Origin of the sequence: Kosakonia sp. WA-90 (assembly GCF_039871955.1) — a bacterium.
In the GTDB taxonomy this organism is placed as follows: domain Bacteria; phylum Pseudomonadota; class Gammaproteobacteria; order Enterobacterales; family Enterobacteriaceae; genus Kosakonia; species Kosakonia oryzendophytica.
On the sequence record NZ_JBDPLJ010000002.1, the window covers coordinates 330209 to 344097 of the forward strand.

The following is a 13889-nucleotide window of genomic DNA, read 5'->3' on the forward strand; positions in this document are numbered from 1 at the left end:
AAGTACCTTGTATACTATGTGGTTTTTAACAGGGAGGGGTTCGCGTGTATTCCATTTCCTCTGCGCTGGAGCATCTGCACAACCGCCTGGCTGACGATTTACCCCATTCGCCCGGTTTTTGCTTTTTTGATGCCCCTTTCCCGTTAAATGACGCGTTCGATCCCCTTGCCTGGCTTGCCAGCCAGCCCGTCTACCCCCAGTTTTACTGGCAGCAGCGTAGCGGCGAAGATGAAGCCGCCGCGCTTGGCGCGCTGCGCCACTTTGCTTCATTACCCCTTGCACAGCAGTTTTTACAGCAATGCCCTGATGATGTTCGCGCATGGGGGCTGAACGCGTTTAATCTGCAGCAGGGCGCACTGTTTTTGCCGCGCCTGGAATGGCGACGGGAAGGCGGGCAGGCGATATTACGCCTCTATCTGTTGAGCGAGCACTCCTTGCATGATGATGCTGTGCACGCGGCGGATTTTCTGCAAACGCTGACGGCGTTTAAACCGTTGGCGAGTGCGCAACAGGTGTGCGTTGAACAGCGACATGTTCCGGATCGCGAAGGCTGGGAGACGCTGATGGCGCAGGCGCTTCGTGCGCTCGACAAAACGGAGCTGGATAAAGTGGTCCTTGCCAGAGCAACGGATTACGCGTTCTCCAACGCTGTGCATGCCGCCTCGCTGATGGCCGCCAGTCGCCGCCTCAACCACCACTGCTTTCACTTTTTGTTTGCCTTCGATGCACAACAGGCTTTTTTAGGCTCCTCGCCTGAGCGGTTGTGGCGGCGGCGCGGTACGGCGTTGCGCACCGAAGCGCTGGCGGGTACCGTCGCCAGTCATGAAGATGACCAGCAGGCGCAGCGTCTTGCCGACTGGCTGATGAGTGATGATAAAAACCAGCGGGAAAACATGCTGGTCGTGGAGGATATCTGCCAGCGCCTGCAACGGGAAACCGGCGCGTTGGAGGTATTACCGCCGCAGGTGATCCGGCTGCGTAAGGTGCAGCATTTACGCCGCTGTATCTGGACCGATTTGCAAACGCCGGATGATGCGCTGTGCTTACAGTTGCTGCAACCCACGGCGGCTGTCGCCGGGCTGCCGCGTCGCGAAGCCTGGGCGTTTATTCAACAGCATGAGCCGTTCGAGCGCGAATGGTATGCCGGCTCCGCAGGCTATTTATCCCGTGCGCAGAGTGAATTTTGCGTGGCGCTGCGTTCGGCGAAAATCAACGGTAACACTGTCCGTCTTTATGCCGGGGCTGGCATTGTGCCGGGTTCTGATGCGGAGCAAGAGTGGCAGGAAATCGAAAATAAAGCGGCAGGTTTGCGCTCGTTATTATGACTTACGCACACATAACCGACGCATATCAAAAACACGCGGTTTTCGATTATTTATACTAAGTCGCAATATTGATACCGGACAAACTCATGTCTATAAGCTCCTTTAACCGACGCTGGGCGACGGTGATCCTCGAAGCCCTCACTCGTCACGGCGTCAGGCATGTGTGCATCGCCCCTGGCTCCCGCTCCACACCCTTAACGCTGGCCGCTGCGGAAAACCGCGCCTTTATCCATCACACCCATTTTGATGAGCGTGGTTTGGGTCACCTGGCGTTAGGGCTGGCGAAAGCCAGTAAGCAACCAGTGGCCGTCATTGTTACATCCGGCACGGCGGTGGCAAATCTCTATCCTGCGTTGATTGAAGCCGGGCTGACCGGGGAAAAACTGATTTTGCTCACGGCTGACCGTCCCCCTGAGCTGATTGATTGCGGCGCGAATCAGGCTATCCGCCAGCCGGGCATGTTTGCCTCGCATCCTACGGAATCGCTGGCGTTGCCGCGTCCGTCTCAGGATATTCCGGCGCGCTGGTTGGTTTCTGCTATTGATAATCTGCTGGGGTCATTGCACGGTGGTGCAGTGCATATCAACTGCCCTTTTGCTGAGCCGCTGTATGGCGACATGGATGAGAACGATCTGCCGTGGCTGCAAGCGCTCGGGGCGTGGTGGCAGGATGACAAACCCTGGTTGCAAGCCCCTGCGCGGTTGCAGTGCGAAAAGCAGCGCGACTGGTTTTTCTGGCGGCAAAAGCGCGGCGTGATCATCGCCGGGCGTATGAGCGCCGCTGAAGGTCAGCAACTTGCACATTGGGCGAAAACACTTGGCTGGCCGCTGATTGGCGATGCGCTGTCGCAAACCGGGCAGCCATTGCCCTGCGCCGACTTATGGCTCGGCAACGCCCGGGCAGTCACCGAACTGAACCAGGCACAGATTATCCTGCAATTTGGCAGCAGCCTGACCGGTAAACGTCTTCTGCAATGGCAGGCGGTGTGCGAGCCGCAAGAGTACTGGTTGATTGACTCGCAGCCTGGGCGGCTTGATCCTGCTCATCATCGTGGCCGTCGGTTGGTATCGGATGTGGCCGGGTGGCTGGAACAACACCCGGCGGAGCCGCGCGCGCCCTGGTACAGCGCGGTTGAACAGCTTTCTTCGCAAGCGTGGGAGCGGGTGAGCGCGCAGCGGGACACGTTTGGCGAAGCCCAGTTTGCGCACCGTATTACGGCGTATTTGCCGGAACAGGGGCAGGTTTTCCTCGGCAACAGCCTGGTCGTGCGGCTGGTGGATGCGCTGGGGCAGCTTCCGGCAGGTTATCCGGTCTACAGCAACCGTGGCGCGAGCGGCATTGATGGTTTGCTCTCCACAGCGGCAGGTGTGCAGCGTGCCAGTGCCCGACCGACGCTGGCGATCGTTGGTGATCTTTCCGCGCTCTATGATCTTAACGCTCTGGCGTTACTGCGGCAGGTTTCCGCCCCCTTTGTGCTGGTGGTAGTGAACAATAACGGCGGGCAAATTTTTTCGTTGCTGCCTACGCCTCCGGCGGAGCGAGAGCAATTCTATCTGATGCCGCAACATGTTGATTTTGCACATGCTGCTGCCATGTTTGGCCTGAATTATCATCGCCCGGAAAACTGGGATGCACTGGATCAGGCTTTTGCTGGCGCGTGGAGCAAGGCCGGGGCGACACTGATTGAGCTGGTGGTGAAAGAGACCGACGGTGCGCAGACCTTGCAAAACTTGCTGGCGCAGGTGAGCCACCTGTGATTTTACACGGGCAGACGGTAACCGGTCGGCAGCAGCAGCCATGGCTGGTGTTTTTGCACGGTTTTTCCGGCGATCACCGTGAATGGCAGACCGTCGGCGAGACACTCACAGATTTTCCCCGTCTGTACCTTGATTTACCCGGTCATGGTGGCTCGGCGGAGACCGCCGTGACCTCATTTGTGGAGATGGATGCCTGCTTGCGGGCGACACTGACGCGTTACAACATACCTCACTACTGGCTGGTGGGGTATTCGCTGGGCGCGCGCGTGGCGATGTACCACGCGTGCCAGTACCCGACCGGGCTACAGGGGGTGGTGGTCGAGGGGGGGCATCCTGGCCTGACCGATGATGCTGCCCGTACAGAACGCCAGCTCTCCGATGCGCATTGGGCCGCGCGTTTTCGCCAACAGCCACTGGATGAGGTATTTGACGCCTGGTACCGCCAGCCGGTTTTTGCGTCGCTGGATACCTCGCAGCGCGCAGCGTTAGTCGCGTTACGGCGTCAGAACAACGGTGCATCGCTTGCCGCTATGCTGGAGGCGACATCGCTGGCTTGCCAGCCTGATTTGCGGGCTGCGCTGCACGCGTTACCTTTTTCAGTTCATTATTTATACGGTGAATTCGACAGTAAATTTTGCGCGCTGGCGACGCAAGTCACCCGCCACTGTCACGCCATTCCTGCCGCCGGGCACAACGCGCACCGGGAGAATCCCGTGGGTGTTGCCGCTGTCCTGGCGCGAATTCTGCGTCTTGAGATAAAGGACACACTATGATCTACCCAGAAGAAAGCATGCTCTACGCGCCGGTTGAATGGCGTGACTGTTCCGAAGGCTACACGGATATTCGTTACCACAAGTCTGCTGACGGCATCGCCAAAATCACCATTAACCGCCCGCAGGTGCGTAACGCATTCCGCCCGCTGACGGTGAAAGAGATGATCCAGGCGCTGTCTGATGCCCGTTACGACGACAACATCGGGGTGATCATTCTCACCGGGGAAGGCGAGAAAGCCTTCTGCGCGGGCGGCGATCAAAAAGTGCGCGGTGATTACGGCGGCTATCAGGATGACTCCGGTGTACACCATCTCAACGTGCTCGACTTCCAGCGCCAGATCCGCACCTGTCCGAAACCGGTTGTTGCCATGGTTGCGGGTTATTCCATTGGCGGTGGTCATGTACTGCATATGATGTGCGATCTGACCATTGCCGCGGAAAACGCTATCTTTGGCCAGACTGGCCCGAAAGTCGGATCGTTTGATGGCGGCTGGGGTGCGTCTTATATGGCGCGCATCGTCGGGCAGAAAAAGGCCCGCGAAATCTGGTTCCTGTGCCGTCAATACGATGCGCAGCAGGCGCTGGATATGGGGCTCGTTAACACCGTTGTGCCGGTTGCCGAACTGGAAAAAGAGACCGTTCGCTGGTGCCGTGAAATGCTGCAAAACAGCCCGATGGCGCTGCGCTGCCTGAAAGCGGCTCTGAATGCGGACTGCGATGGCCAGGCCGGGCTGCAGGAGCTGGCCGGTAACGCCACCATGCTGTTCTATATGACTGAAGAAGGGCAGGAAGGTCGCAACGCGTTTAACCAGAAACGCCAGCCTGACTTCAGTAAATTCAAACGGAATCCATAATGCGCCAGGCGCAGGTTTACCGCTGGCAGCTCCCCCTCGACGCGGGCGTGGTGTTGCGGGATCGGCGGCTAAAAACCCGCGACGGCCTGTTTGTCCATTTGCAGGACGCAGGATGTGAAGGATGGGGGGAGATTTCCCCTCTGCCGGGCTTTAGTCAGGAAACGCTGGATGAGGCGCAGCAGGCTGTTGTCGCCTGGGCCCGCGCCTGGTCTGAGGGGCAGTTATTGCCGTTGCCGGAACTGCCTTCGGCGGCCTTTGGCCTCAGTTGCGCACTGGCGGAGCTGCAAAACACCCTGCCGCAAGCAGCGGATTACCGCGCGGCGATGCTGTGCGCAGGCGATCCGGACGATCTGTTTGCCACACTCGCTGCGTTGCCCGGCGAGAAAGTGGCGAAAGTGAAGGTCGGATTATATGAGGCGGTACGTGACGGTATGGTTGTTAACCTGCTGCTGGAGTCGATTGACGATTTGCATTTGCGGCTGGATGCCAACCGTGCCTGGACGCCATTGAAAGCGCAGCAGTTCGCGAAATATGTGAATCCGGACTACCGCTCGCGTATCGCATTTCTTGAAGAACCGTGTAAAACCCGTGAGGATTCACTGGCCTTTGCCCGCGAGACGGGGATCACCATTGCCTGGGATGAAAGCCTGCGTGATGAGGATTTTCGTTTTGAAGCGCAGGAAGGTGTCGGGGCTGTGGTGATCAAGCCGACGCTCACCGGCAGTTTGCAGAAAGTACAGCAGCAGGTGGCTGCGGCGAAAGCGCTCGGGTTGACGGTGGTGATCAGTTCTTCGATCGAATCGAGTCTTGGTCTGACGCAACTGGCGCGTATCGCCGCCTGGCTCACGCCAGGGACCCTTCCGGGGCTGGATACGCTGCATTTGATGAAAGCGCAGCTGCTGCGCCGCTGGCCGGACAGTGATTTGCCCTGCTTGCAGATGGATGTACTGGAACCGTTATTATGATGTTTATTGATTGGCCCTGGCGGCACTGGCGCAGTACGCGCGGTGAGCAGGTGGCAATCCGGCTTAACCAGCAAACCCTGACCTGGCGCGCGTTGTGCGCTCGTGTGGATGCGCTGGCCAGCGGTTTTGCCCGTCAGGGGGTGAAAGAGGGCGACGGCGTGATGCTGCGCGCCCGCAATCATCCGCATACCTTACTGGCCTGGCTGGCGTTATTGCAGTGTGGCGCGCGGGTGTTGCCGGTCAACCCTCAGCTTCCCGCGCCATTGCTGGCCACGCTGTTACCGCAGTTAACGCTGCGGTTTATCCTTGATGTGGATGGACAGGAGGCGGTGAGCGAGCTGACCGCGCTGGTTCAGCATACGGCGGAGGGGGAGTACGCTGTAGCGTGGCAGCCGCAGCGGCTGGCGTCGATGACGCTGACATCCGGTTCGACAGGTTTACCGAAAGCGGCGGTACATACCTGCGCCGCGCATCTTGCCAGTGCTGAAGGCGTACTCTCGCTGATCCCCTTTGCACCTGAAGATGACTGGCTACTCTCGTTGCCGCTGTTTCATGTGTCCGGGCAGGGCATTTTGTGGCGCTGGTTGTTGGCCGGGGCGCGTATTACCGTGCGCGACAAATTGCCGCTGGCGCAGGCACTGGTCGGTTGCACGCATGCCTCACTGGTTCCGACACAGCTGTGGCGTTTATTGAATGACAACGCGCCAGTGGCGCTGAAAGCCGTTCTGCTCGGCGGTGCCGCCATTCCGGTTGCGCTGACGCAGCAGGCGCGCGAACGGGGGATCCGTAGCTGGTGCGGCTACGGCCTGACTGAATTTGCCTCTACCGTCTGCGCGAAAGAGGCCGACGGCGCACCGGATGTGGGCGAGGCCTTGCCGGGGCGGCAAGTGAAAATTGTTGATGATGAAGTGTGGTTGCGGGCTGAGAGTATGGCGGCAGGTTACTGGTGCAACGGGGAGCTGTTGCCGCTCGCTAATCACGAAGGCTGGTTTGCGACTCGCGATCGCGGTGCGCTGAAAGCGGGTCGTCTGACCATTCTGGGTCGGCTCGATAACCTCTTTTTCAGCGGCGGTGAAGGCATTCAACCGGAAGAGGTGGAGCGGGTGATTGCCACCCACGCCGGGGTACGGCAGGTGCTGGTGGTGCCAGTGGAGGATGCCGAGTTCGGTCAGCGCCCGGTTGCGGTCGTGGAGTGTGACGACGACACCGATATCAGCCAGTTTGCTGGCTGGGTAGCGGATAAACTGGCCCGGTTCCAGCAGCCGGTTCACTGGCTGGCGTTGCCAGAAGCGCTTAAAAATGGCGGGATTAAAATCTCCCGACGGGCATTACAGCAGTGGGTCAATGCCAGGTTGAAGGGCTGAATAAGGCCAGGGCAGACTTGCAGGTTGCGGCCTGCCATCTGGCACAGGATTAAAGTAACCCTTTCATCTTCAGCGTCAAGCGGGTTGCCTCATTCAGGTCATAGCGATGCAGATCCGCCGGTGCGACCCAGGCGTAAGCCTGAAACTCTTCATTAATTTCAATTTCACGGTTAGCGCTCACGCAATCAAAGATCAGGTAAATCATATAGATTTGTTCTGTGCTGCCATCGGGGTAGGTTTTTAGCCGCACATCGTCGCGAAATGTCCACGGTGTTATCTGGCTCAGTTGCAGTTTATCGCCCAGCTCTTCGCGAATCTCACGGCGCAGCGCCTCTTCGATCCGCTCTCCCGGTTCAACACCGCCGCCAGATAAGGCCCACTGGCCAGGAAAAACGCCCCGGTCATTGGCCATTTTGCATAACAGGTAAGCACCGTCGTTCTGAATAAGAGGGCAGACGATTGTCCGTTGTCGCATGGCTTTTCCTTAAGAGTCATTGATTCCGTGTTGATTGTTATAGCATCAGAGAGCGAAGAAAAATTGACGCTGGCTATAGTTCAGGCTTTTTTTATTCATTCTTCTGGCATAAAAATAGGCGTACAATCAGGAGCTTTTGGGCATTGGCCCGTTATGTGCGGAAAAAATCAGAAATGAAAAACGTTGCTTTATTAGGTTTAGCCAGCCTGTTGCTGGTATCGGCCGGCGCGCAGGCTGTTAGCCTGAGCGGTCAGATTGGTAAGGATTACACCAATCTGGGCTTTGGTTTTGGTACTGAAACAAGTGGTATTGCAGTCAGTGGTAACTGGGCGCACAGCGAAGACGATGGCGACATTGCCGGTCTGGGGCTGGGGTACAACATTCCGCTGGGTCCGTTCCTCGGCACCGTGGGCGGCAAAGGCGTTTACCTGAACCCGAACGCAGGTAGCGAAGGCTACGCTATCGCGGTGGGCGGTGGTCTGCAATGGCAAATTGCCAGCAGCTTCAGCATCTTTGGCGAGTATTACTACTCACCGGATTCGCTCTCCAGCGGCGTTAAAGAGTACCAGGAAGCCAACGCAGGCGCGCGCTACACCATTATGCGTCCGCTGACCGTGGAAGCGGGTTATCGTTACATCGACATGACCGGCAAAGAAGGGCGTCGTGATAACGCCGTTGCCGATGGTCCTTATGTGGGTGTGAGCGCGAGCTTCTAATCTCCCGGCGCGGCGTTCGTCCGCGCCCGTTTCTTTCCTCTTTCGCTCTACGCATGCGCTATAGTGTTTCAACCTCTATTACAGGAGTTAATGATGTTAAACGTAGAGATGCTGTCTACCGGCGATGAAGTACTACACGGGCAGATTGTGGACACCAATGCCGCGTGGCTGGCGGATTTTTTCTTTAATCAGGGATTGCCGTTAACGCGCCGTAACACGGTAGGCGATAACCTCGAAGATTTGGTCGCCATTCTGCGCGAACGTAGTGAGCATGCGGATGTGCTGATCGTCAATGGCGGGTTGGGGCCAACCAGTGATGATCTGAGCGCACTGGCGGCGGCGACCGCAAAGGGCGAATCATTAGTGCTGCATGACGCGTGGCTGACGCACATGGAGCGCTTTTTTAACGAGCGCGGCCGCGTTATGGCGCCGAGCAACCGTAAACAGGCAGAAATTCCGGCCAGCGCGGAGCTGGTGGATAACCCTGTGGGTACTGCCTGCGGCTTTGCCATCCAACTGAACCGTTGCCTGATGTTCTTTACCCCGGGCGTGCCCTCTGAATTTAAAGTTATGGTTGAACGCGAAATCCTGCCGCGCCTGCGCGCACGGTTTACACTGCCGGAGCCGCCGGTATGCCTGCGTTTGACCACCTTCGGTCGTTCGGAAAGCGATCTGGCACAAAGCCTGGCGCACCTCGAACTGCCACCGGGCGTTGTAATGGGGTATCGCTCATCCATGCCGATCATCGAGCTGAAACTGACCGGCCCGGCGGAGCACCGTGCGGCAATGGAAGCGGTGTGGCCGGACGTTAAACGCGTGGCGGGCGAGAGCCTTATTTTTGAAGGAACAGTCGGTTTGCCGGCGGTACTTGCTGCGCGCCTGCGCGAGCGCCAGTTGAGCCTGACTCTGAGCGAACAGTTCACCAGCGGGCTGGTGGCGTTACAACTTTCCCGCGCGGGGGCACCGCTGCTGGTCAGCGAAGTGTTGCCCTCACAGGCGGAAGAGCTGGCACAAAGCGCACGCTGGACGACGGAGCTGCGCAACCGCCATCTTGCCGGACTGGCGTTGACCGTCACCGGGCTTGAAGACGATCACCTGAATTTTGCACTGGCGACACCGGACGGTACGCGCGCGTTGCGCGTGAAGTTCAACACCAACCGTCACGGGCTGGAGGTTCGCCAGGAAGTGTGCGCCATGATGGCACTGAACATCCTGCGCCGCTGGCTTGAGGGCAAAGACATCGCCAGCGATCACGGCTGGATCAATGTCGTCGAGTCGCTGTATGTCGAGTAAACAGGATACCGGGCACAAGCCCGGTATCCTCGGTACATCAGATTAAGGCCTGCGCCAGCAGGGTAATGGGGTGTTCGCAGCGTTTGCTGGTGGACATCTCAATCTGCCATTTGCAGGTTTCACAATCCGTCACCACCAGGTCTGCGCCGCTGGCTTCGATTTGTTCAAACAGCGGCGCACCAATGGCCTGAGAGGTGGGGTAGTTTTCGCTTTTAAACCCGTACGTACCGGCAATACCGCAGCAGCGGGAATCCAGTACCGTCAGCTCCAGTCCCGGAATGCGGCGTAACAGATCCAATGTGTAGTGCGTCCAGCCCATTTTTTCCATATGGCACGGCGTGTGATACACCACTTTCAGCGGGGTGGTTTTCAGACTCAGGGATCGCCCCTCATCCAGCATGCGCCAGATCCACCGGGTCGCTAAATCGATATGCGCGCGCAGATGGCTGTTGTCGATATCCAGCAGATGTGGATACTCATCACGCAGCGTAAACGCGCAGGTAGACGATGTGGCAATCACCGGTAAACCTTGTGTGCCAATTGCCTGCTCCAGTGACGTAACGTTAAATTGCGCCTGTTTTTTGGCCTTGTCGAAAAAGCCGTTCGCGATCAGCGGGACGCCGCAGCATTTTTCCCGTTCCAGCAGTTGTACGCCGATGCCCATATTGTTCAGCACCCGCAGCAAATCTTTACCCAGTTGCGGGTGGTTGTAGTTGACGTAGCAGCCGTGGAAAAACGCCACCTGTTGCGGAAAGGCGCGCTGCTTGTCGGCAACGCTGCGATACCAGCGGCGGAAAGTGCCGTGTGAGTACTTCGGCAGCGTCCGGTGGTGATCAATTTTCAGCGCTTTATCCAGCAACTGGCGTACCGGTTTGAGCGACGTTGCTGTGTTGACCAACGGCGCCATGGGCGTGGAAAGTGTCCCCATCAGGTCGGTGTGGCTCAGGATCGCGTTACGGATTGAGAGCTGTTTCGGTGCATGTTGCGCGCGGGCGCGCTGAATGATATCACCAATTTTTACACCGGACGGGCAGGCTGTCTCACAGCGTTTGCAGTTGGTGCAATACTTCAGCGCTTCGTCATACAGTGCGGCATCTTTCAGACGCAGCCGTTCACCATCCGGGCCTGCCTGTTTCGGCCCGGGGTAGGCAGGGTTGACCCGGCTGACCGGGCAGACGGTGGTGCAGACCGTGCATTTGATACAGCTTTCAAACTGGGTGGTGCTCATTGTTCGCCTCCCTGTGCGGCTATCTGCTGTGCGGCATGCAGTGCAGTGACGGCGCAAACGCCCCCGCCACACCCCTGGGCGATGGCGTCAAATCCGCCTAACACCGAACCGACAACATACAGATTGTTGATGGCTTTTCCCTGACGCAAGGCGTGGAGTTGTGCGTCGGTTTGTACGCCAAATTGTTGCCACGGTTGAGTCTCGAAAATATCGTCCCGATACCAGTCGCTGCGTTTGTCGCATTGCAGGACATCCAGGTCAAACACCGCTTCCCGCACGCGGTCACGATCGGCGATCAAGCCATTACTGAAAAAGCTGCCGCTGGCGAGCACCACATGGCGTGCGCGTAACGGGATATCTTCATGTTTGCGGGTCCACAACTGCGTAACACGGTCATTCTGGATATCGGCGTGGAGCACTTCGTCGCCGGGCATCCAGCTTCCGCCACTGTGGATAAACCGTTGTTGCAGCAAAAATTGCATGCGCATGCCCGGTACCGATGGCGGCAGCGTCGGCAGTAAGTGCAGCGGGCACGCCAGTTGTTGGTTAAGCTGCGTAAATACGCTGCTGTCCGTCAGACCAAAACAGGCGGGCAGGTATAACACGTCGTACTGTTGACTCAGCGGGTGCAGTGCGTCATAGAGGGCGGCAAAGTGTTCCGGTGCATCCAGGTGGCGGGCAATGTTCACCGCACGAAATTCACTGGGGTTATCACGCAGTGTGTCGAGCACCGGCAACTCTATTTCTTCTGCATGCGCGTCGATGCCGCGTTTACGCAATGAGGCAGCGGCAAGCTGCGGCTGGAAGTCCGGGAAACCGCTGATGCCGATCACGCCGGTGCGCTGGCTGACGTCGGGTTTTAGCGGCACTTCCGCCGGGCTCAGCCAGGCCCGGCGAAACGAACCTAATGGGGTAACCCGCAGGTGCGGCGTATCGACATCACCCTGTAACGCCAGCCCGCAGTCGGCCAGCAGCGTTTGGGTTTGCTGCGCATAGTGACGCACGCGTTCTGCGCCCAGCAGGGCATAGGGATGGGCGGGATGGTGCTGCGCCAGCAGGGCGATGGCGCTGTTCAGGTCACGAACAGGCTGGCCATCTGGCAAATGGGAGAGCAGATCCAGAGAGCCGGAGGAGAAACCCAGCGCGCTCTGTCCGCGGCTGACAATGGCACAGCGCTGCCCGTTTTCACTCAGGCGAATACCGCATAACAGACCGGCAAGTCCGCCGCCGATAATAACCGTATCAAATCTCATCATCCGTCTCCTTTTCCAGCCCGCACAATCCCTGATAAACCCAACGTGTAAACTCGCTTTCCCTCAGCGCATCGCCCCAGGCGACGGGCTTCACGCCTTTCCAGCGCTCATTGAGGAAATCCGCCAGTTGCGTCAGGGACTCGCTCTCGGTGGTGACATGCAGGCGGTTAAGCAACCCCGCGGCGCGACAGGCGCACAGCTCGCCCTGGCAGGTGCCCATTCCCACACGGGTACGGCGGCGCAAATCGAGGAGCGAATGGACATTCAGATTTTCTACCGCATATTGCACTTCGCCAGCGGTCACGGCTTCACATTCGCAGACCAGACTGCGGTTATGCCTGTCGCTGCCAAGCCAGGCGGGTGTGCGGTCGCCATGGCGATATACCGCTGAACCGCGTAACGGTGTGGGCAGCGAGATAATTTTTCGCAGTGCCTGCTCTGTGGGCTCTTTAGAGCCAGGCAGCGGTGCGCTGGCGGTGGTGCAGACAGCGCTGTGATTGAGCTTGCGGCATACTGCATCGGTCGCCCACTCCGCCATCAGGCGGTAGGTCATCAGTTTGCCGCCGGTAATGGTGATAAACCCTTCCAGCCCGTCACGCTGTGCGTGATCGAGCAGTACAATTCCCCGGCTGACGTTACGCCCGCTGGGGTCATCATCACTGGCCACCAGCGGACGTACACCGGCATAGGCGCGCAAAATGCGTGTTTGTGCCATCACGGGGGCGAGTTTTTCCCCTTCGCGCAGCAGAATATCCACCTCTTGCGGCGTGACGCGGGTATTGTCGATATCGTTGTAATCAATATGCGTTGAGGTGGTGCCTATCAGCGAGATGGTATCGCCCGGCACCAGAATATCGGCATCGGCGGGTTTCCGGCAGCGGTTGATAACGTGCTGGTTGATGCGGTGGTCGAGTATTAACAGCGCACCTTTGGCCGGAAACATGCGAATGCGCAGATCGGCATATTCTGCTATGCGCTGTCCCCAGATCCCGGCGGCGTTGACCACAACAGGCGCATGAAGCTCCAGAGTTTCACCGCTGGTGGCATGGCGGATGCGCACGCCGCTGACGGTTTCACCGTTGCGGATAAGTCCGCATACCTCATGTCCAGTCAGGATCTTCGCGCCGTGTTCGCGTGCATCCAGCATATTGCTCGCTGTCAGGCGGAACGGATCGACCGTACCGTCAGGCACCCGTACCGCGCCAGTCAGCGTCGGGTTAACGCTGGGTTCCATACGCCGGGCTTCCTGCGGAGAAATAGCCTGCGCCGGAATACCGGCCTGCAGGCAGGCGTTGATAAACTGACCCTGATACACCAAATCATCTTCCGGCAGGGTAATAAACAGGCCATCGGTGGGTTCAATGCAGTGGCGGGCAATGCGTTTCAGGATCTGGTTTTCGGCGATACACTCCCGCGCCGATTCATTGTCGGTCACCGCATAGCGTGCGCCGCTGTGCAGCAAACCATGGTTGCGCCCGGTCGCGCCGGTGGCGATATCGTGGCGCTCGAGCAGCACTGCGCGCAGGCCGCGCAGGGCGCAATCGCGGGCGATGCCGGCGCCCGTCGCGCCGCCGCCAATAATGATCACATCGTAGTCACTGGAGTTGCGCATGTTCGCGTCCTTCTGTTCGACGTTCTTTAACGACCATTTAGCCATACTCTTGCTGTGGTTTGTTTGATATCGCGCATATTCGAGCAAAAAACGAAAGTGCAGTGCGCTTTTATGCGTGAATGGAGATGCCTGTCATATTTCTGTAACATTATGTGCGACAACTCACCCTCTCTGATTAAAACTTTCAATACAATTCGCCGCGACTAACTGAGGTTATGTTCGTTTTCACTCATTGATGACAGGCATCATGAGTTCACCGCGCCACGGAGGCCGT

The 13889-nt window shown here is 58.3% G+C and carries 12 protein-coding genes; 8 read left to right on the forward strand and 4 right to left on the reverse strand.

Annotation, left to right across the window (positions count from 1 at the left end; genetic code table 11):
- Window positions 1-44 precede the first annotated feature (44 nt).
- The 6 genes from menF (at window position 45) to menE (ending at window position 7038) form a co-directional block, all read left to right on the forward strand.
- Window positions 45-1325, forward strand: coding sequence for an isochorismate synthase MenF (gene menF, locus ABGA49_RS04815; protein WP_347665203.1), 1281 nt, complete (start codon window positions 45-47; stop codon window positions 1323-1325).
- Between the two features lie 86 nt (window positions 1326-1411).
- The gene (menD, locus tag ABGA49_RS04820; RefSeq protein WP_347665204.1) at window positions 1412-3082 is read left to right on the forward strand and encodes a 2-succinyl-5-enolpyruvyl-6-hydroxy-3-cyclohexene-1-carboxylic-acid synthase; all 1671 of its coding nucleotides are present in this window, start codon (window positions 1412-1414) and stop codon (window positions 3080-3082) included.
- The gene (menH, locus tag ABGA49_RS04825; protein ID WP_347665205.1) at window positions 3079-3855 is read left to right on the forward strand and encodes a 2-succinyl-6-hydroxy-2,4-cyclohexadiene-1-carboxylate synthase; all 777 of its coding nucleotides are present in this window, start codon (window positions 3079-3081) and stop codon (window positions 3853-3855) included. The genes menD and menH overlap by 4 nt, the downstream gene beginning before the upstream one ends.
- Entirely contained in the window at window positions 3852-4709 is an 858-nt protein-coding gene (gene menB, locus ABGA49_RS04830) for a 1,4-dihydroxy-2-naphthoyl-CoA synthase (RefSeq protein WP_088238115.1), read from the forward strand. Before menH ends, menB begins: the two co-directional genes overlap by 4 nt.
- Complete coding sequence (gene menC, locus ABGA49_RS04835; RefSeq protein WP_088238114.1) at window positions 4709-5674, forward strand: o-succinylbenzoate synthase; 966 nt, start codon at window positions 4709-4711, stop codon at window positions 5672-5674. Before menB ends, menC begins: the two co-directional genes overlap by 1 nt.
- Complete coding sequence (menE, locus tag ABGA49_RS04840; RefSeq protein ID WP_347665206.1) at window positions 5671-7038, forward strand: o-succinylbenzoate--CoA ligase; 1368 nt, start codon at window positions 5671-5673, stop codon at window positions 7036-7038. Before menC ends, menE begins: the two co-directional genes overlap by 4 nt.
- 49 nt (window positions 7039-7087) lie before the next feature.
- Here the strand turns inward: menE and nudI are convergent, their stop codons facing one another.
- Window positions 7088-7513 carry a nucleoside triphosphatase NudI gene (gene nudI / locus ABGA49_RS04845; RefSeq protein WP_088238112.1) on the reverse strand — a complete coding sequence of 142 codons (426 nt, stop codon included), beginning with the start codon at window positions 7511-7513 and terminating at the stop codon, window positions 7088-7090.
- 173 nt (window positions 7514-7686) lie between these two features.
- On the opposite strand from nudI, the gene ABGA49_RS04850 reads away from it, so the two are divergent.
- Window positions 7687-8229 (forward strand): YfaZ family outer membrane protein, encoded by a 543-nt coding sequence (locus tag ABGA49_RS04850; protein WP_061499843.1) that lies wholly within the window; start codon window positions 7687-7689, stop codon window positions 8227-8229.
- Between the two features lie 93 nt (window positions 8230-8322).
- A complete protein-coding gene (locus ABGA49_RS04855) occupies window positions 8323-9522 on the forward strand; it encodes a nicotinamide mononucleotide deamidase-related protein YfaY (RefSeq protein WP_088238111.1) in 1200 nt (399 codons plus the stop codon).
- Window positions 9523-9559: 37 nt separating this feature from the next.
- On the opposite strand, the gene glpC is transcribed toward ABGA49_RS04855, so the two are convergent.
- The 3 genes from glpC to glpA are packed head-to-tail and all read right to left on the reverse strand — an operon-like array spanning window position 9560 to window position 13615.
- Entirely contained in the window at window positions 9560-10750 is a 1191-nt protein-coding gene (glpC, locus tag ABGA49_RS04860; RefSeq protein WP_347665207.1) for an anaerobic glycerol-3-phosphate dehydrogenase subunit GlpC, read from the reverse strand.
- On the reverse strand, window positions 10747-12003 hold the full coding sequence (gene glpB / locus ABGA49_RS04865; protein ID WP_061493945.1) for a glycerol-3-phosphate dehydrogenase subunit GlpB: 1257 nt from the start codon (window positions 12001-12003) through the stop codon (window positions 10747-10749). Before glpB ends, glpC begins: the two co-directional genes overlap by 4 nt.
- Window positions 11993-13615 carry an anaerobic glycerol-3-phosphate dehydrogenase subunit A gene (glpA, locus tag ABGA49_RS04870; protein ID WP_347665208.1) on the reverse strand — a complete coding sequence of 541 codons (1623 nt, stop codon included), beginning with the start codon at window positions 13613-13615 and terminating at the stop codon, window positions 11993-11995. Before glpA ends, glpB begins: the two co-directional genes overlap by 11 nt.
- Window positions 13616-13889 lie beyond the last annotated feature (274 nt).